The sequence below is a fragment of the Litoreibacter sp. genome, assembly GCF_039974535.1.
Lineage (GTDB): Bacteria > Pseudomonadota > Alphaproteobacteria > Rhodobacterales > Rhodobacteraceae > Litoreibacter.
Map to the genome: position 1 here is coordinate 179,547 of NZ_JBDWIU010000007.1, position 18,453 is coordinate 197,999.

Below are 18,453 nucleotides of genomic sequence, written 5' to 3' on the forward strand. Positions count from 1 at the left end.
GCCGGAGGCCATTATGCCAGACGATTCCATCCATCTAAACTTCACGTCCCACGCGACGACCCAACGCCCCCTATTGGGCCTGACTGTGCTCGTCGTCGAAGATAGCCGCTTCGCTTCAGAGGCTGTGCGCCTGCTGTGTATCAGGTCCGGCGCTCGTATTAGGCGTGCCGACAGCCTAACTGCTGCACGGCGTCATTTGCAGGTCTATCGCCCCTCCGTGGTGGTTGTGGATTTGGGCCTACCTGACGGCTCCGGGATCGATTTAATTCAGGAATTGTCCCAAGAGGACCCCACAGTGCGCCCCGTCATGATAGCAACCAGCGGGGCAGACGGTGACGGCCAAGCCACCGCGGCTTTGAGTGCAGGGGCACATGAATTCCTGCCCAAGCCATTCTCATCTGTCTGCGACTTTCAACAATTAATCCTAAACCACCTGCCAGAAGACATGCGCCCCAATGGTTTACGCGTTCTCAATCACGAAACGGTCTCTCCTGACCCCATCGCGTTGAACGAGGATCTGTTCCACTTGGACGAATTGCTCGGCAGCGGGCTTGATGCCCTGCCCTACGTCGCGCCGTTCTTGCAAGGATTGTCCCGCCTCGCGGATGATGCGGAACTCTCAAAGGTGTCAAAGGGCCTCACGCAAGCACATGTCACAGGCAAAGGCCGCCGCGACGCCATCCACGCAACCCGTGGATTGATCCAGCAACGACTAAGCGTTCACGAAATGGTCTAGAGCGCCGGGTCACTGGCAACACGCACCAGTCTTGTCAGTGCACCCAACGTCTCTATCTGCTGGCCATTGGCGTCAAAATTGGACGGTGCCAGCCAAGCCCCGAAGGCTTCCTTTAGGGCTGGCCACTCTTTGTCGATACACGCAAACCAAGCGGTGTCGCGATTGCGTCCTTTCACAACCGTCGCCTGACGGAAAACGCCCTCATAGCTGAACCCGAAACGTTGTGCGGCACGGCGCGATCCAACATTCGACGCATCACATTTCCACTCAAAGCGCCGGTAGCCCGCATCAAACGCCCATTGCATCATCAAAAATATCGCCTCGGTTGCAGCGGGGGTGCGCTGCAGTTCAGCTGAGAAATTGATGTGCCCCACCTCAATTGAACCCGCGTCCGGCGCAATCCTCAAATAACTTGCCACACCGCTGCAATGTCCCGTGCTTTTGGGGCGTATCGCATAGAACACCGGATCATTCGTCTGCGTAATGTCTTTCACCCAGCGGTGGTAACTCGCCGAAGACGCGAATGGCCCGTAGGGCAGGTAATCCCAAATCGCGTCATTGGCGGAGTTTGCCCGATGCAGATCCGCCGCATGTAAGTCCGGCACCAATTGCTCCAAGCTCACATATTGCCCCTCTAGGCTTTCGGCGTCAGGTCGTCCTCGGGGTGACCAATTCACAAGTTGGTCGTTGTCGTTACTCGTCAATGTCATTCCGTAAGCCTTTGGTCCTCATTCCATTCGATTCTAGGCAGGCTTGTCACGCACTGCAAAGGTTGATTTGGCCAAGAATGCTTCTCAAATTGACCTTCGTGTCACCCGAAACAAGACGCAATAGCGCCACGATTAAAGAGCATAACAATATTCAAGGTTGATTGGCCCGAGGTAAAAAGCCGGTCGCAGTTGATGAGTTTAGGAGAATAGAAATGTTCAATACGATAAAGAAATTCGCACTTACAGAAGATGGCGCTGCCGTTGTTGACATGACCATGCTTATGGCTGCGCTTGTTGGCCTTGCCTTGGCAGTGACTGCCTCGGTGTCTAACGGCATGGAAGACCTAAGTGGCGAATTGTCGACCACGATGGTTGATCACGACGTAAACCCTGCGTTCTAAATCTACCTCAGGCCAAAAGGCCTGGGTCACGCCCTAATTGCAGCCCCGGAAACACCAGTGTTTCCAAAGTGCTGGCCTCAACTCCGTACATTCCGTGCATCAGCCACGCGATGTAGGATCTGACGTCCGTGGTCGGCATCAGGTCACGCCGCGCATATAATGCGGCCTCGTCCAATCCGGGCCAATCGCCATAGACGCGACCACCGCGAATTGCTCCCCCAGCCATAATCATCGCGCCACCCGTCCCATGATCGGTTCCACGCGTGCCGTTTTCGCGCGCGGTGCGCCCAAACTCCGTCACTGCGACCACAGCCGTGTGATCCCAACGTGGTCCAAGTTCACTTTTCAAGGTCAGAACCGCGTCTTTCAGCCCGCCAAGCGCACGGGTTATGCCACGGGTTTGCCCGCGGTGCGTATCCCACCCCCCCAATGAGAAGGCCGCAATCCGCGATTCCTCGTTCAAGCGGCGTGCGGCGAACCTTGCTAAAACAGAGGCATCCCCCGCCTCGCGTGCGGATTTCAACGCGGCCCGCATGTCCCTGCTCGACATCCCAAAGCTGTCATCACTGGCCATGCCCAAGCTTTCCGCGATGGTGATTGCATCCATACTGGTGTCATGAAACAGCGCGTCATCATGGTAGATTTCCTCCAATAACAAGCGCGCTTGTGGCGACATGTCCAACCGGCCATCAGGCGACCAGCTTGACACAGGCGCCTTTCCCGAAACCAGCTTCATGTCAGATCGCCCGATTGCAAAGGCCGTCTCAGAGCCCGCATTCGGCATAACCTGCAACAACCGGTTCAACCAGCCATCCCGCACGCCTGCGCCGTCAATGTCCTGTCCCGTTCCGGCTTCCAACAAATCCTGCCCGTCGAAATGGCTCCGCTTGTCTCGGTAAGGCGTAGACACAGCATGCGCCGCCGCCAAATCCCCTTGTTTCCAAAGAGGCATCAGCTCCGCCAACGCCGGATGCAGCGCGAAAAAACCGTCTAAATCTGTCGCGCCGCTGTCACGTGACATGCCTAGGCCTGCGCGGTAACGCCTCAACAATGGATCACCTATGGGGCGCACTGCGTCCAACCCATCCATCGCCCCACGCAAAATGATAACCACCAATCGATTGTCACCAGGCGCTTGTGCAAATGTCATTGGCGTCAACACAGGGCTTGCGGCGGCCGAGCACCCAAGCGCCGTCGCACGCAGCAAAAATTTCCGGCGGGATAGGTCATCAACCATCGTCATCTCCTTTGAAATGCAGGCGATGCAAGGATCAACCCAACACCTTCGCGGCGTGTCTCGGCTGCGCGGGCCGCGAACTTAACCCGATCATCAGCGACACTTCCCAACGCCGCCCCCACAAAGTCCCTTGGGTCAGGCAGGCTGCGATAAAACGCAGATGGAGCCGACATCGCCCATTGAATGCGTGCCGCCAATCCTTGCGGGGTCACCCACGCCGCTGCGACCTCCGGCCAGCCATCAGGGCCGTTTGGGCGGTACAATTTCTGCCCCATCGCGGCCATTGGCGTCAAAACATAGGCCGCGCGTTTGCTGCGGTTCAGTTTCTTTAGGGTAATCTCTGGAACTTCCAAAACGCGCATAGCGGACAAGATGTAATCCACAGGTTGCTTCACCTTTTGTCCAAAGCTCGCCCATGCAAACGGATGATCGAGCATCACCTGATACACCGCCATTAAGTCGCCACCCGTCGCTCGAAAAGCATCGGCCATTTCGGCAACCATCGCCGCATCCGGCGCGTCAGACGTGAAATGCACCGCCAATTTGCGTGCGATATGCTGTGCCGTGTCGTCATGTGCCGCCAGATCATCAAGAAAGGCCATGACGTCATCTACAGACGGTGCGCCGCCGCCGTAACTTTGACCCAACACCGTCTCCGCGCCCGGTTCGGCCACCTTCGCGCGAAACACGAAGCCTTTGGTGACATCAGTCCCCATTCCCGTCAGGAGTTCCGCCAATTGGCGCACATCCGCCTGCGTATAGGCCCCGTCAACACCCAACGTGTGCAGCTCCAAAAGCTCCCGCGCGAGGTTCTCGTTTAACCCCCGCCGCCCCTTGGCCCCACGTGAATTCGGCCCAACCGAGGTGTTCTGATCCAGATAACCAAGCATCATCGGGCTGACCATCACCGCTTTCAACATATCGACGAACCGCCCCGTAATATGGGACCGGATCGTTTCCTCAATGTAGGAAGGCACCGCGTTTCGTGTCAGGTTGTTCTTGCCCACGGCGGTGAAGTGATCCGCCCAAAACCGCGTCAGGCGTTCGCGAAACGGCTGTGTGGTCGTGACGGAGCGCGACACCAACGGCGCAAAAGCATCTTGCAAGCGCAGGTTCAACTCGCGCCGCGCCTGTCGAAACTCATTGGCAAGCTTTTCTTCGTCAGCGCTATTGCGCCCCCGCCGCGCCAACTTTTGCAGGCGGCTAACCTCGCCAAATTCGCCATATAGGTCCGAGTAAGGCCGTATCGGGAAATTCTGCGCGGCAACATCCGCCCCGCGCAATTGCGCCATCACATCACGCACAGAGCCGGCAGGCTCTATGCTTGGCGATAGCCCTTCGCCAAAGCGAATGGCGGCAATGTCTGGTGTAAACGCCATGGGGCGGCTCTTTCCTCAACTTGGGCTACGCTACTCTAGCGCACCTTGGACGCAAATCCGTTGAAAAATGATTGAGCGCCGCCCCTCATGGCAACATATCGCTTTAGTCTTGCGGGATAACCCGCAGGCCCAATTCCATCAGCTGATCGGCCATAGGCTCGTTCGGCGCGTCCATCATCAAGTCTTCGGCACGTTGGTTCATCGGGAACAGGATCACTTCGCGAATGTTGGCCTCATCCGCCAGCAACATCACGATGCGGTCGATGCCTGCCGCACAACCACCGTGGGGTGGGGCGCCGTATTTGAACGCGTTCACCATGCCGCCGAACCGCTTGCGCACCTCGTCTTCGCCGTAGCCTGCCAGCTCAAACGCTTTGAACATGATCTCTGGGCGGTGGTTCCGGATCGCGCCCGAAATCAGCTCGTAGCCGTTACAGGCCAAGTCGTATTGGTAGCCCAGCACGTCCAGCGGGTCGCCTTGCAGTGCTTCCATCCCACCTTGCGGCATCGAGAACGGGTTGTGCGAGAAGTCGATCTTGCCGGTTTCCTCGTGCGCCTCATACATCGGGAAGTCCACGATCCATGCGAAGGCAAAGCGGTCCAAATCGGTCAGCTTCAGCTCATTGCCGATCTCCACGCGTGCGCGGCCTGCAACAGCTTCAAAGGATGACGGCTTGCCACCCAAGAAGAATGCCGCGTCGCCGACTTCCAGACCCAATTGCTGGCGGATGGCTTCCGTGCGCTCTGGTCCGATATTTTTGGCCAACGGGCCGGCCGCTTCCATGCCCTCACCCTGATCACGCCAGAAGATATAGCCCATACCAGGCAAGCCTTCTTTTTGTGCAAAAGCGTTCATGCGGTCACAAAATTTACGCGATCCGCCTTTTGGCGCAGGAATGGCGCGGATCTCGGTGCCGTCTTGCTCAAGGATTTTCGCGAAGATCGCAAAGCCGGAGTCCTTAAAGTGCTCGGACACAACCTGCATTTTGATCGGGTTGCGCAGGTCAGGCTTGTCGGTGCCGTACCAAAGGGCCGCGTCCTTGTAGGAAATCTGCTCCCACTCGCTGTCCACTTTGCGACCGCCGCCGAACTCTTCAAACACGCCCTGTAAAACGGGCTGGATCGTGTTGAACACGTCCTCTTGCTCCACAAAGCTCATCTCAAGGTCGAGCTGGTAGAAGTCGGTGGGCGAGCGGTCTGCGCGCGGATCTTCATCGCGGAAGCACGGTGCGATTTGGAAGTATTTGTCGAAGCCCGACACCATCAACAACTGCTTAAACTGCTGCGGGGCTTGTGGCAGCGCGTAGAACTTGCCCGGATGCAGGCGCGACGGCACAAGGAAGTCGCGCGCACCTTCAGGGCTGGAGGCAGTGATAATAGGCGTCTGGAATTCTTTGAACTTCATGTCCCACATGCGCTGGCGCATGGACGATACCACGTCGGAACGCAGGATCATGTTGCGCTGCAACTTCTCGCGGCGCAGGTCCAAGAAGCGGTACTTCAGGCGGGTTTCCTCAGGGTATTCCTGATCGCCAAACACCATCAAAGGCAACTCGTCAGAGGCACCCAGAACTTCGATGTCGCGGATAAACACTTCAACTTCGCCGGTTGGCAGCTTGGAGTTAACCAACTCAGGCGCGCGCGCCATGACGTTGCCGTCAATGCGGATACACCATTCGGAACGGACTTTCTCGACGTCCTTGAAAACGGGGCTGTCAGGGTCGGCCAAAACTTGCGTCACGCCGTAATGATCGCGAAGATCGATAAAGAGGATGCCGCCGTGATCTCGGACGCGGTGCACCCAACCAGAAAGGCGAACATTATCGCCTACGTTGGCGGCGGTCAGGTCTGCACAGGTATTGCTACGGTAAGCATGCATGATATGGGGCCCTCTTTGGCGTAAATCTGTTTCGGCCCGATACACATGCCCACGGCAGCAAAGTCAAGCAAGCGGGGCTCAATTCTGCGCGTTGAGCGAATTATTTGACAACTGTTTGGTTTTCCGGCCCTCTACCTGCGCATATACCCCGACCGCACTCGGCAAAACACTCAAAATACTCAAAATACGGGAAATCGAATTCTATGTGGGAAAGTCTACTTGGCACATTGCTCAAGCAGCTCATTAAGGACGGCACGTTAACAGTCCATCTTAACTCTGGTACTCAATTCACGGTTGGGAATGGTACCACTCCTCAGGTCACAGTCCACCTGACGGATGACACCCTGCCAAGCAAGTTGATCAGAAATCCCGAGCTCGCCATGGGTGAGGCCTACATGAATGAGACCCTCACAATAGATAATGATGACGTTCGCGGGCTTCTGACCCTCGTGGTTCGCAATTTCCAAGGCGGAAATCTTCCTTGGCATCAAACACTTGCAAGAAATTTGAGAATAGCAAAGCGCAAATGGGACCAATGGATTCCCCATTCAGTCGCTAAGAAAAATGCCGAGCATCACTACGATATATCAACGCCATTTTACTACCTCTTCCTAGATGACGACAAGCAATACACCTGCGCCTACTTCAAGGATTCCGCATACACGTTAGAGCAAGCCCAAGAGGCCAAGAAAGCCCATATTGCGGGCAAGTTGCTGCTTAAGCCCGGTATGAAAGTGCTCGATATCGGCTCCGGTTGGGGCGGTTTGGCGATCACCTTGGCGAAGGATTACGGCGTTCATGTTGTGGGGCTAACCTTGTCCAGCGAACAGCGAAAAGCCGCGACATTGCGCGCCGAAGAGGCCGGTGTCGCCGATTTGGTTGAGTTCCGCCTGCAAGATTACAGAGACAATACCGAGGAATTCGACCGGATTGTTTCCGTTGGAATGCTGGAACATGTGGGCCAGCCACAATATCCAACTTATTTTCACCAAGTGGAGAAAAACCTTAAGGAAGATGGCGTGGCTCTCATCCACTTCATCGGGCGCAGCGGCCCTCCGGGCAACCTGTCGCCCTGGTTCCAAAAGTATATTTTTCCAGGTGGCTACACCCCGTCATTGTCCGAGGTCGCCAGCGTTGTAGAAAAAACCTCTCTGGAGGTGGCAGATATCGAGGTTTGGCGCACGCATTACGACCGCACTCTTTATGAATGGCTGATCCGGTTCGAGGACAACTTGGAAGAGACCCGTGCGCTCGGCTACGACGAACGTTTCATCCGCATGTGGCGTTACTACCTTATCGCGTCAGAGTTGAGCCTCTCCGACATGCCCCATGTTCTATACCATGTGCAGCTTCACAAGCATCAAACCACGGTGCCGATCACCCGTGATTACCTTTATGTCGACGGGGCGCCACAGCCGCATACCTCCTTCCCCGAAGGCTTCAAGCCGAGGAAATAGCAGCACCGCAACACTTGCCCCACTCTTTCGCCCTCAAAACACTCAGCGTTTGAGGGCGGATAGCAATCGTAGTATCTAGCCCCTCATTCTACGACGTTGACAGTACTCCCTTAAGGGCATTCGCATGAGTTCACATTTTAAGCCTGCCTTGCTGTGCCTCGTGTTTCTCGCGGCAATGACTTTGTATTTCCAAGGCGCGGCGAATTCAGACTTTCTGGCGGTTTATCTGGCAGGGCTTAGCCTCGCGAACGGAATGCCGGATCAGGTCTATCCAGCTTTGATACCGGTTTTCGACCTGTCTTATCCGGACAGCTGGCGGGAGTTGGCAACGGCCAAGGGCGTGGACGAGACCACTATGCTCTACCCGTTCATCTACCCCCCTTTGTGGGCGGTCATCGCATCTTGGGTTGCCCCGCTTATCAGCCTTTCGAAAGTGTCCATCGGACTGCCCGTGATCAACTCTGCCTTGTTGATGGGGTGCTCTTGGCTGGCTTGGCGTATCACGCGCAGCGCCGTGCCTTTGACGCTCTGGCTCAGCGTCGGCTTTCTCACGATGGCCACGACCACCTTCGGCTATGTCGCCTTGGCACAGGGCCAGCCCCAAATCCTGACCACGTTTCTTATTCTGCTCGCAATCGAGCGGTCTCGCGCAGATGCGCCAATAACCGCTGGTGGCTGCCTAGCGCTCGCGGCCTCCATCAAAGTCTACCCAATGCTGTTGGTCGTGATTTGGCTTGCTCGAAAAGATTGGCGTTCGGTGGCCAGCTTTATTGGTTTCGGCGTTTTAGCGATCATCGCATCCGTAGGGTTGGCGGGATGGCCATTACACCAAACATTCTTGGCCCAAATCGGCGTGATCTCGGGGTCGGTTTTGGTGACCCCTCTATCCTATAACTTCACGGCGTTGATGACGGCATTCACGCAAAACGTATTTGCCGCCTCAGACACATTCACCAGCACCACGCCGTCGGGCCTTTCACTGGTCAATAAGATCGCCCTCATATTGGCACTGCTCACTGCGGTCGTCTCAGCGGCGCGCGCCTCCACCGATACGCTATATGCCTGTGTCTGGCCTTTGCTGCTTTTGGCTGTGTCTTTCTTTAGCCCGATGAGTTGGTCCTATCACTTCCTATCTACCTTGGCCTTCGCACCACTGGTATTTGCCAGCGATCGCGTTCTGCCCAAGATGGGTTTGGCCTATCTGGTCGTGGCAAGTTCCATCGCGGTCGCACTGGTGATTGGGGACGAGATGCCGCGTCCGCACATGCTGTTCTTCGCAGGCCTTAGCTCTTTGGTCGCTTTGGCCGCAGCTGTTTTAACGGCGCGCCCTAAATCCGGTGATTGATCTGGTCGAACTGATCGAATTCATCACGCCACCTTGGTCCTAGCTAAAAGAATCTCAAATCCCTTCCTCACATGCCCTTGCGCCCACTTGGTGGACTCCTTAAACCCACGATAATTTGCGCAACTTGGGGTCCGGAACATGCCAAAAAGAACCGATATCAAATCCATCATGATCATCGGCGCAGGCCCCATCGTTATTGGGCAGGCCTGCGAATTCGATTACTCTGGCGCGCAAGCCTGTAAGGCGCTTCGCGAAGAAGGCTACCGCGTCATCTTGGTGAACTCGAACCCCGCCACGATCATGACCGACCCCGACATGGCCGACGCTACATACATTGAGCCGATCACGCCCGAAGTTGTCGCCAAGATCATCGAGAAAGAACGCCCCGACGCGCTGCTGCCCACGATGGGCGGGCAAACGGGCCTTAACACCTCGTTAGCATTGGAAGAAATGGGCGTCCTCGACAAGTTCAACGTCGAGATGATCGGCGCGAAACGCGACGCAATCGAGATGGCAGAGGACCGCAAATTGTTCCGCGAGGCCATGGACCGCCTCGGCCTAGAAAACCCCAAAGCCACCATCGCCAACACGATGGAAGAATGCATGGACGCCATCGAATACGTCGGCCTGCCAGCCATCATCCGCCCCGCGTTCACCTTGGGCGGCACAGGCGGCGGCGTGGCGTATAACCGCGACGATTACGAGCACTTCTGCAAAACCGGCCTCGACGCGTCGCCAGTGAATCAAATCCTGATCGACGAATCTCTACTCGGCTGGAAAGAATTTGAGATGGAAGTTGTTCGCGACCACGCCGACAACGCCATCATTGTGTGTGCCATTGAAAACATCGACCCAATGGGCGTCCACACGGGCGACAGCATCACCGTGGCCCCTGCCCTGACGCTGACCGACAAAGAATACCAAGTGATGCGCAACGCCTCCATCGCCGTTCTGCGCGAAATTGGCGTGGAAACCGGTGGCTCCAACGTGCAATGGGCCGTGAACCCAGCCGATGGCCGTATGGTTGTTATCGAGATGAACCCTCGTGTGTCCCGCTCCTCCGCTCTCGCATCCAAAGCAACCGGTTTCCCGATCGCCAAAATCGCGGCCAAGCTGGCCGTGGGCTTCACGCTGGACGAACTGGACAATGACATCACAGGCGTCACACCTGCCTCCTTCGAGCCAAGCATCGACTATGTCGTCACCAAAATTCCACGCTTTGCCTTCGAGAAGTTCCCAGGCTCCGAGCCCTACCTGACCACCGCGATGAAATCCGTGGGCGAGGTCATGGCCATTGGCCGGACCATCCACGAGTCCCTTCAAAAAGCACTGGCCTCCATGGAAACCGGCCTGACCGGTTTTGATGAGCCGGACGTGGACGGCCTGCCCGCCGCCGATGCGCTGGAATATAAAGACCAAAACGACACGCGCATCCTTGTAGGCAAAGACGCCGCCGCGCAGGAAGCCATCGACAAGGCCCTGACCCGCGAGCTGGCCAAGCAAACACCTGACCGTATCCGCGTCATCGCCCACGCCATGCGCTTTGGCTTCTCCAACGACGAGATCAACCAAATCACCGCGTTTGACCCATGGTTCCTTGACCGCATCCGCGAGATCATCGAAGCCGAGGCGACAATCCGCAAGGACGGCCTGCCCATGACCGAGGACGCCCTGCGCGACCTTAAAATGCTGGGCTTCTCTGATGCTCGCTTGGCCATCCTAACCGGCCGCGCCGAGACCGACGTGCGCAAAGCGCGCCAGAACCTTGGCGTGAACGCCGTGTTCAAACGCATCGACACTTGCGCCGCCGAGTTCGAGGCGCAAACCCCCTACATGTATTCCACCTACGAGAGCCCAATGATGGGCGAGGTCGAATGCGAGGCACGTCCATCCGACGCCAAAAAGGTCGTCATCTTGGGCGGTGGCCCAAACCGCATCGGCCAAGGGATCGAATTCGACTACTGCTGTGTGCACGCCTGCTACGCGCTGACCAAGCAGGGCTACGAGACGATCATGATCAACTGCAACCCCGAGACTGTGTCGACCGACTATGACACCTCAGACCGGTTGTACTTCGAGCCGCTCACCTTTGAGCACGTCATGGAAATCCTGCGCGTAGAGCTGGAAAACGGCTCCCTGCACGGCGTCATCGTGCAATTCGGCGGCCAAACCCCGCTGAAAATCGCGCAAGCTTTGCAAGACGAGGGCATCCCGATCCTCGGCACCTCTCCTGACGCGATTGATCTGGCCGAGGACCGCGAACGCTTCCAGCAGTTGGTCGAAAAGCTTGGCCTCAAGCAGCCGCACAACGGTCTGGCCCACTCCGACGCCGAGGCCTTCGAGAAGGCCGTCGAGATCGGCTTCCCACTGGTGATCCGCCCCTCCTATGTGCTGGGTGGTCGCGCCATGGAAATCGTCCGCGATCAGGCGCAGTTGGAACGCTACATCTCCGAGGCCGTGGTGGTCTCCGGCGACAGCCCTGTGCTCTTGGACAGCTACTTGTCCGGTGCGGTTGAGGTTGACGTCGACGCGCTGTGCGACGGCGAAAACGTCCATGTCGCGGGCATCATGCAGCACATCGAGGAGGCCGGCGTGCACTCCGGTGACAGTGCCTGCTCCCTGCCCCCATATTCCCTGTCCAAGGACATCATCCAGCAGCTTCGCGACCAGACGAAGGCCCTTGCCCTCGCTCTCAACGTGGTCGGCTTGATGAACGTCCAATTCGCCATCAAGGGCGAAGTGATCTACTTGATCGAGGTCAACCCTCGCGCCTCGCGCACCGTGCCGTTCGTGGCCAAGGCCATCGGCTCCCCCATCGCGTCCATCGCGGCGCAAGTTATGGCGGGTGCCAAGCTGGGCGACTTCGACCTGATCGACCCGATCATCGACACTTATGCGGTCAAAGAGGCCGTGTTGCCCTTCGCCCGCTTCCCTGGCGTTGATACGATCCTCGGGCCAGAAATGCGCTCCACGGGTGAGGTCATGGGCTCCGACAAGAATTTCCACATGGCCTTCCTCAAGGCGCAAATGGGTGCAGGCACCGAGCTGCCGCTGGACGGCAAAGGCAAGGTGTTCATCTCCATCCGCAACGAGGACAAGACCCCCGCAATGCTGGAGGCCGCAACAGCGCTTTCAGGCCTCGGCCACGCCCTTGTCGCCACACGCGGCACGGCTGCTTGGCTGAATGATCAAGGCGTCGAGTGCGAGACGGTCAACAAGGTCTATGAGGGCCGTCCGAACATCGTCGATCAAATGAAAGACGGTCTCGTGTCGCTGGTCCTCAACACCACCGAGGGCGCGCAGGCGGTAGAAGACAGCCGAGACATCCGCTCCATCGCCCTCTACGATAAAATCCCCTACTTCACGACCGCCGCTGCAGCCCACGCATGTGCGCTGGCCATGAAGGCACGGGTTGAGGGTGAAATTGGGGTGCTGGCGTTGCAGGGGTAGGCATGCAATTTGATCAGCGACAACTAGACTATTTCAACGCCTCATCGGGTGCATACTCAGAGGCGACCGAGCGAGAAATTTACGACTCTCAGATTACCGCCACAGATTATGAAGCCCTATTGCTATTCGATTACTTTGATTATGATCAAATTCATCGGGGAAATGTTAAAAGCAACCCTGATGCCGCATCAAAACCGTTCAAAATACATCCAAGCGGCGAAAGCGTCGAACTCAACCTAGTGTTTCCAAAACCTGGTAAAGACGAGTTACGACTCTACCTTCGAAAAGGCGTGTTTAAACCCCGCGAAGGGGCAGTGTGGTACCTCTTCGTAAGAAATAGCGAGATGTGGCTTGGTCAAATGTCACAAACCGTTTGGCGTGGCCGCTTCCTAGAAGGCACTGATAACGCTGAAGAGAACCTACTTGACGACGATGCTTCAGCAGACTTCCAACAAGTATTAAATGATCAAAGCGGCACTGCTCGAGCAGTACCCGATCTCGTTCTAAGAAGTGGGCAGCATTTCGCACGGTCTGCTAAGGTTGCACGCGACGCTATCCGAAACTCGGGATTCTGTTGCGAAGTCTACCCCGAATACCCATCGTTTACATCGCGTGTCACCGCCAAGCCATATGTAGAGGCGCACCACTTTATCCCGATGGGTTTGCAGGGAAGTTTCGCTTCTTCACTAGATGTAGAAAGCAATATTTGCGTTCTCAACCCGACGGTGCATCGCCTCGTTCACAGTGGTGTCATTAGCGAAGTTGAGCCCGTAGTCGAGCAGCTTTTCGAGCACCGAAAAGACTTTGTTCATGGTATTGGGCTAGTACTCGATGACATTCGCAACATATATCTGAAGCTCTAGCCCCCCACAAAGTGTTGTGACGTTTGAGGATCAAGGCTACTATATCAAGATGACAACGTTCATCGATCTCTTTGCCGGAATTGGAGGCTTTCGCTATGCTCTTGAAGAGCATCAGGGGAATTGTGTGTTCTCTAGCGAAATTGATCCAAAGGCCCGCGACACCTACAAACGCAACTTTGGCGATGAACCTGCGGGAGACATCCGTGACTTCACTGGAACGGGTATTTCCGATGAAAAACTAGACCAGCTCATCCCAAACCATCGCATTCTAACAGGCGGGTTTCCCTGCCAGCCATTTAGCTTAGCTGGGGTTTCATCTAGAAATTCTTTAGGTCGCAAACATGGCTTTATGGACGAAACTCAAGGAACGCTATTTTTCGACATCGCACGGATAGCAAAGGTTAAGCAACCAGACGTCTTATTCTTAGAAAACGTGGCCAACTTAATGACCCACAACAAAAAGAAGACATTTGAAACGATCAAGGCCGTCATTGAAAATGATCTTGGATATAGCTTTCACGCCAAAGTACTGAGCTCAGCGACATTAGTTCCCCAAAAACGAAGACGCTGTTTCATTGTAGCCTTCAAAAATAAAAAAACGCCGTTTTCATTCCCAGAGCTGACAGGCCCTGAGCTACCACTAAGTTCAATCCTTGATGACAACGTGCCAGATAGTTTCACTTTAAGTGATCGCATGTGGGCTGGTCACCAAAGACGTACAAAGCACAACAAAGAAAGAGGAGTAGGGTTCTCTGCATTAGAGGCCGACCTTTCGAAGCCTTCTAATACTATTGTTGCCCGCTACTACAAAGACGGCAAGGAGTGTTTGATTCCTCAACTCGGTAAAAACCCCCGCATGCTCACCCCAAATGAGTGCCGCCAACTACAAGGGTTTCCAGAGTCCTTTGCCTGCCACCCCTCAAAATCCGTGGCTTATAAGCAATTCGGAAATGCAGTAGCCGTTCCGCTCGTAAGAGCGATATTTGGCGAAATATTGAAGGGTTTGAATTCAACTTCACAGGCAAGAAACCCCCTCTTGGCTGCAGAATAACTCCTAGCATGCCCATCTAGACCTCAACGACTAGACTAGTAGACCGCCCTCAAGAGACGACCCAAACCGCTAGTTTGCTGGCCTCGAAAAGTGCCATACACATTGCCGACGGTTTGCCGACGCGCGGCAGACCTTGGTTTTGGTGGTGTTTTAAATGGTTTCGTCTTCCAGATGCAGCTTCATCTCGACCAGAACTTTTTGTAGCTCCAGCGTCTCGGATAGCATCCGTTTCGCCTCGGTCACCGTGATGATCCCGTCAGATATCGACTGGTTATACTCCGACATCAGCATCGCAAACCGCTGCGCCAGCGCCACGACATTGCTGTTCACCGACCCCGTTTCATTGCTCTTGCGGCCCGTATCAACGTCCAACGCATTGCCATTAACCTCGGCCAGCGCTTGGGTGACATGCGGAAAGCTTGCCTTAGCCTCAAGGGCCGCAACCGCGTCCAGTGGCATATAACGGTCCGCGTGCTCATCGGATTCCGAATAGTACCGCCCCAACGTGGCCTTAGAACGACCGGTCAGCTCACAGGCCACTTCAACACCCACATCCTTAACCAAGGCTTCGGTGTGTTTCTTCAGGTAACGGTTCATTTTCGTCATAGTCGTGTCTTCCCTCAGGCGATTCTGGCCTTTTGGGGGAATAGCCTAAAGCCTTTCCCCTGCGCAATTGTTTTCCCTCAAGCTATGTCTTAGTGGCCCCTAGGGTATGGGGGCAACGGGGGGCGTGTTGTGCTGAACACACCCTTTTAGGTGAGGGGCGTCGAAGTGTGCGCTGCCGGGTAATCAGCGCGTGCTTTGGTCGCTTTCCCTAGCGCGCTCCTCACCGACCTTGCTCCAAATGGTCAGCTTTGCTACGTGAGGCGCTATGGCAAAACTATACTTCCATTATTCTACTATGAACGCGGGAAAGTCGACGCTCCTTTTGCAAGCGGCGCATAACTATCAAGAGATGGGTATGGATACCTACCTGTTGACCGCCGATTTTGATGACCGTGCCGGCACGGGAAAAATTGGCTCCCGCATTGGCCTAGCTCGCGAGGCCGACATTTACGGCAAGACGCACGACCTTTTTGAAATGATCAAAACCCGCCTAAAACAAGGCCCCATTGCCTGCGTCATGGTGGATGAGGCCCAATGGCTATCAAAAGAGCAAGTTTGGCAGCTTGCCCGTGCCGTGGACGATCTAAACGTCCCCGTCATGTGCTACGGCCTACGCGTAGACTTTCGGGGCGAACTGTTCCCCGGATCGGCCGGCCTACTCGCACTAGCTGACGAAATGCGCGAGGTCCGCACGATCTGCCACTGCGGCAAGAAGGCCACTATGGTTATCCGAAAAGGGGCAGATGGGGCCGCTGTCGTCGACGGGAATCAGGTGCAGGTCGGTGGGAACGAGACTTATGTCTCCTTGTGCCGCAAACATTTCCGAGAAGCCATCGGCGACCAACCGTGAAACGGGTCGCGCTCTGGGTCTTGGTTCTGTGCATAGGCGGTTTTACGGGCTATGTCGCACGCGACTTGCAGGACATATTTTCGGACCTAAACACCGCTGGCGTGATTGACTGGCAGGCATCACGCATGGATCTGATCGAGGAACTTGCGGTATCAGCCTGCGCCACAGCTTCCGATTTGCGCGAAGCGGCGGATGCGCGAGGGTGGCAGATCGGGCCGGATTTCAACCCCGGCTCCGCGCCCTTCGATCAAGCCGTGGAAGTATTGTGGGTAGATGTGACGCCGGGTTTGCCGTTCTCTAAATGGGACCGAGAACCGTTCGGCTTTGACCAAAACGGCTGCCTGCTGCGTTAGGGGTAGCATGTGCTAAACTGGGTTTGGCAACGCCGCGCCCGCTGCGAAAGCAATTAGGTTATCAAGTGCCATCATGCCCATGCTTGTGCGCACCTCTAAGGTATTGGTGCCCAAATGCGGAAGGAGTACGACGTTCTCCATTTTCTTCAACGCGTCCGGCACCCGAGGCTCTTGCTCATAGACATCCAAGCCAGCGCCACCGATTTGGCCCGCGTCCAGCGCCGAGATCAAAGCCGCCTCATCAACAACGTCGCCACGGGATATGTTGACGAAAATGGCGTGAGATTGCATGGCGTCAAACACGCCTGCCCCAATCAGGTGGCGCGTGGCTGGCCCTCCCGGCGTTGCGGCGACAACAATGTCCGAGGCGGCGGCGACGGCCTCCATACCAGCCAGTTGCGTCGCCCCATCTATGTCTTTCTGGGAGCGATTTGCGAATACGATCTTGCAGCCGAAACCAAGGCGGCAACGGGTCGCAATGGCCTGCCCGATGCGCCCCATCCCGATGATGCCAACGGTCTTTCCGGTTAGGTGCAACCCCAGCATTTGCGTAGGTTGCCAGCCAGTCCAATTCCCTGCCCGTACCAATCGCTCCCCTTCACCAGCCCGCCTTGCGGCCATCAACATCAAGGTCATTGCGATATCCGCCGTGGCGTCCGTCACCGCCCCTGGCGTGTTGGTCACCGCGATCCCTTGGGCCGTCGCGGCCTCCACGTCGATGTGGTTGAAGCCTACGCCAAAGTTGGCCAGCAACTTGGCGCGAGGGGTGGCGGCAGAGATCGCAGCCCCCGTGAATTGGTCCCCTAGTGTCGGCAAGATCACATCATACGCGCCAATCGCAGCGGTAACTTCCGCCTCGCTCATTGGATCTGAGGTGTCGCGCAATGTGACCTCAAACTCATCACGTGCCTTGTCCATAACGGCAGGGGGCAACATCCGCGAAATAAGAAGCTTCATCAATACAACCTTCCGCCAATCGGCACATCTTTATCCGGTGTCAGCAACACCACTTCATCGTCACCATCCGGCACGCCAAGGACCAATATCTCGGACATGAACTTGCCGATCTGGCGAGGTGGGAAATTCACCACTGCCATCACCTTTTTACCCGGCAAGTCGTCAGGCGTGTAGTGCTTGGTGATCTGGGCCGAGCTTTTCCGTTCCCCGATTTCGGGGCCAAAATCCACCCATAGCTTGATCGCGGGCTTGCGCGCTTCTGGGTAGGGTTCCGCCTTGGTGATCACGCCGACACGCACATCGACTTTCATGAAGTCGTCGAATGAAATCTCGTTCATTGCTTCCCCAACTCCCGCCCGCGCTCCGTGGCGGCCTTGACCGCGCGGCCCAACAGGTCGGGGAAACCTGCGGCTTCGTCCATGAGTACGTTCAATGCGGCGGCGGTTGTCCCGCCTGGGCTGGTGACGTTGATGCGCAATTGCGCAGGGCTTTCTTGCGCGTCTTCGGCCAGCGCCCCCGCCCCTGCGACTGTCGCTTTGGCCAATTGCATCGCCATGTCGTCCGGCAAGCCTTGCGCCACGCCCGCCGCTGCCAAGGTTTCGATCAGATGGAACACATATGCGGGGCCAGATCCTGACACGCCCGTCACCGCGTCGATTTGTGCCTCGCTGATCAACCGCACGACCTGCCCCACCGCTTGCAGCAATCCGTCCGCGAGGTCGAGATGCGCTGTTGTTGTTCGCCCGTTCCCGATGATCGCGGTGATGCCCTTGCCTACCGCTGCTGGTGTGTTGGGCATGGAACGCACGATGGGTGTATTCGCCCCCAATGCATCCTCAAAATGCTGGATCGAGGTGCCAGCCGCAATCGATAAGAACAACGTCTCGCCATTCCCGAGCGCCACCATTCGCGGCAGTGCATCGCCCATCATTTGCGGCTTAACCGCCAGCAGCACAATCGCGGGGTTTTCGGGCAGGTCTTCATTGACGTGGACGCCTTGCCCCTTCACCCAGTCCGACGGATTTGGGTCCAGGACATAGACAGCACCTGCATCGACACCGCCCTTGAGCCATCCTTCGAGTAAGGCGGAACCCATTTTGCCGCAGCCCAGCAGCACCAGCCCGCGTGTGTTAATTTCTGAAAAATCCATGAAGCCCCCGTTATCGTCAGAGGCTAACG

17 protein-coding genes are annotated in these 18,453 nt (G+C 56.4%); 9 read left to right on the forward strand and 8 right to left on the reverse strand.

Annotation, left to right across the window (positions count from 1 at the left end):
- Positions 1 to 13: 13 nt before the first annotated feature.
- A complete protein-coding gene (locus tag ABJN86_RS05020) occupies positions 14 to 736 on the forward strand; it encodes a response regulator (RefSeq protein ID WP_348365095.1) in 723 nt (240 codons plus the stop codon).
- Here ABJN86_RS05020 and ABJN86_RS05025 read toward each other — a convergent pair.
- Entirely contained in the window at positions 733 to 1,446 is a 714-nt protein-coding gene (locus ABJN86_RS05025) for a GNAT family protein (RefSeq protein WP_348365098.1), read from the reverse strand. The two genes, ABJN86_RS05020 and ABJN86_RS05025, sit on opposite strands and share 4 nt — an antisense overlap.
- A gap of 212 nt (positions 1,447 to 1,658) precedes the next feature.
- Here ABJN86_RS05025 and ABJN86_RS05030 point away from each other — a divergent pair, with 212 nt between their 5' ends.
- The gene (locus ABJN86_RS05030) at positions 1,659 to 1,847 is read left to right on the forward strand and encodes a hypothetical protein (RefSeq protein ID WP_348365101.1); all 189 of its coding nucleotides are present in this window, start codon (positions 1,659 to 1,661) and stop codon (positions 1,845 to 1,847) included.
- Positions 1,848 to 1,854: 7 nt separating this feature from the next.
- On the opposite strand, the gene ABJN86_RS05035 is transcribed toward ABJN86_RS05030, so the two are convergent.
- The 3 genes from ABJN86_RS05035 to aspS form a co-directional block, all read right to left on the reverse strand.
- Positions 1,855 to 3,084 carry a DUF1501 domain-containing protein gene (locus ABJN86_RS05035; protein ID WP_348365104.1) on the reverse strand — a complete coding sequence of 410 codons (1,230 nt, stop codon included), beginning with the start codon at positions 3,082 to 3,084 and terminating at the stop codon, positions 1,855 to 1,857.
- A 2-nt stretch (positions 3,085 to 3,086) separates the two neighbouring features.
- On the reverse strand, positions 3,087 to 4,463 hold the full coding sequence (locus ABJN86_RS05040; protein WP_348365107.1) for a DUF1800 domain-containing protein: 1,377 nt from the start codon (positions 4,461 to 4,463) through the stop codon (positions 3,087 to 3,089).
- Between the two features lie 103 nt (positions 4,464 to 4,566).
- On the reverse strand, positions 4,567 to 6,342 hold the full coding sequence (gene aspS, locus ABJN86_RS05045; RefSeq protein WP_348365109.1) for an aspartate--tRNA ligase: 1,776 nt from the start codon (positions 6,340 to 6,342) through the stop codon (positions 4,567 to 4,569).
- 203 nt (positions 6,343 to 6,545) lie between these two features.
- Between aspS and ABJN86_RS05050 the strand changes: the two genes are divergently transcribed.
- The 5 genes from ABJN86_RS05050 (at position 6,546) to ABJN86_RS05070 (ending at position 14,508) form a co-directional block, all read left to right on the forward strand.
- Complete coding sequence (locus tag ABJN86_RS05050) at positions 6,546 to 7,799, forward strand: cyclopropane-fatty-acyl-phospholipid synthase family protein (protein WP_348365112.1); 1,254 nt, start codon at positions 6,546 to 6,548, stop codon at positions 7,797 to 7,799.
- Between the two features lie 124 nt (positions 7,800 to 7,923).
- Positions 7,924 to 9,144, forward strand: coding sequence for a glycosyltransferase family 87 protein (locus ABJN86_RS05055; protein WP_348365115.1), 1,221 nt, complete (start codon positions 7,924 to 7,926; stop codon positions 9,142 to 9,144).
- A gap of 138 nt (positions 9,145 to 9,282) precedes the next feature.
- Complete coding sequence (gene carB / locus ABJN86_RS05060) at positions 9,283 to 12,594, forward strand: carbamoyl-phosphate synthase large subunit (protein WP_348365117.1); 3,312 nt, start codon at positions 9,283 to 9,285, stop codon at positions 12,592 to 12,594.
- Between the two features lie 2 nt (positions 12,595 to 12,596).
- Complete coding sequence (locus tag ABJN86_RS05065; RefSeq protein WP_348365120.1) at positions 12,597 to 13,457, forward strand: hypothetical protein; 861 nt, start codon at positions 12,597 to 12,599, stop codon at positions 13,455 to 13,457.
- Between the two features lie 49 nt (positions 13,458 to 13,506).
- Positions 13,507 to 14,508: a DNA cytosine methyltransferase gene (locus tag ABJN86_RS05070; RefSeq protein WP_348365122.1), complete on the forward strand. Its 1,002-nt coding sequence runs from the start codon at positions 13,507 to 13,509 to the stop codon at positions 14,506 to 14,508.
- A gap of 150 nt (positions 14,509 to 14,658) precedes the next feature.
- Here ABJN86_RS05070 and ABJN86_RS05075 read toward each other — a convergent pair whose 3' ends face one another.
- Positions 14,659 to 15,114 carry a hypothetical protein gene (locus ABJN86_RS05075; RefSeq protein ID WP_348365125.1) on the reverse strand — a complete coding sequence of 152 codons (456 nt, stop codon included), beginning with the start codon at positions 15,112 to 15,114 and terminating at the stop codon, positions 14,659 to 14,661.
- A 265-nt stretch (positions 15,115 to 15,379) separates the two neighbouring features.
- Here ABJN86_RS05075 and ABJN86_RS05080 point away from each other — a divergent pair, with 265 nt between their 5' ends.
- Entirely contained in the window at positions 15,380 to 15,964 is a 585-nt protein-coding gene (locus ABJN86_RS05080; protein ID WP_348365127.1) for a thymidine kinase, read from the forward strand.
- Positions 15,961 to 16,317: a hypothetical protein gene (locus ABJN86_RS05085; RefSeq protein ID WP_348365130.1), complete on the forward strand. Its 357-nt coding sequence runs from the start codon at positions 15,961 to 15,963 to the stop codon at positions 16,315 to 16,317. Before ABJN86_RS05080 ends, ABJN86_RS05085 begins: the two co-directional genes overlap by 4 nt.
- 12 nt (positions 16,318 to 16,329) lie before the next feature.
- On the opposite strand, the gene ABJN86_RS05090 is transcribed toward ABJN86_RS05085, so the two are convergent.
- The 3 genes from ABJN86_RS05090 to proC are packed head-to-tail and all read right to left on the reverse strand — an operon-like array spanning position 16,330 to position 18,424.
- The gene (locus ABJN86_RS05090; protein WP_348365132.1) at positions 16,330 to 17,274 is read right to left on the reverse strand and encodes a D-glycerate dehydrogenase; all 945 of its coding nucleotides are present in this window, start codon (positions 17,272 to 17,274) and stop codon (positions 16,330 to 16,332) included.
- Positions 17,274 to 17,612 (reverse strand): tRNA-binding protein, encoded by a 339-nt coding sequence (locus ABJN86_RS05095; RefSeq protein WP_348365134.1) that lies wholly within the window; start codon positions 17,610 to 17,612, stop codon positions 17,274 to 17,276. Before ABJN86_RS05095 ends, ABJN86_RS05090 begins: the two co-directional genes overlap by 1 nt.
- Positions 17,609 to 18,424 carry a pyrroline-5-carboxylate reductase gene (gene proC / locus ABJN86_RS05100; protein WP_348365137.1) on the reverse strand — a complete coding sequence of 272 codons (816 nt, stop codon included), beginning with the start codon at positions 18,422 to 18,424 and terminating at the stop codon, positions 17,609 to 17,611. Before proC ends, ABJN86_RS05095 begins: the two co-directional genes overlap by 4 nt.
- Positions 18,425 to 18,453: the final 29 nt, after the last annotated feature.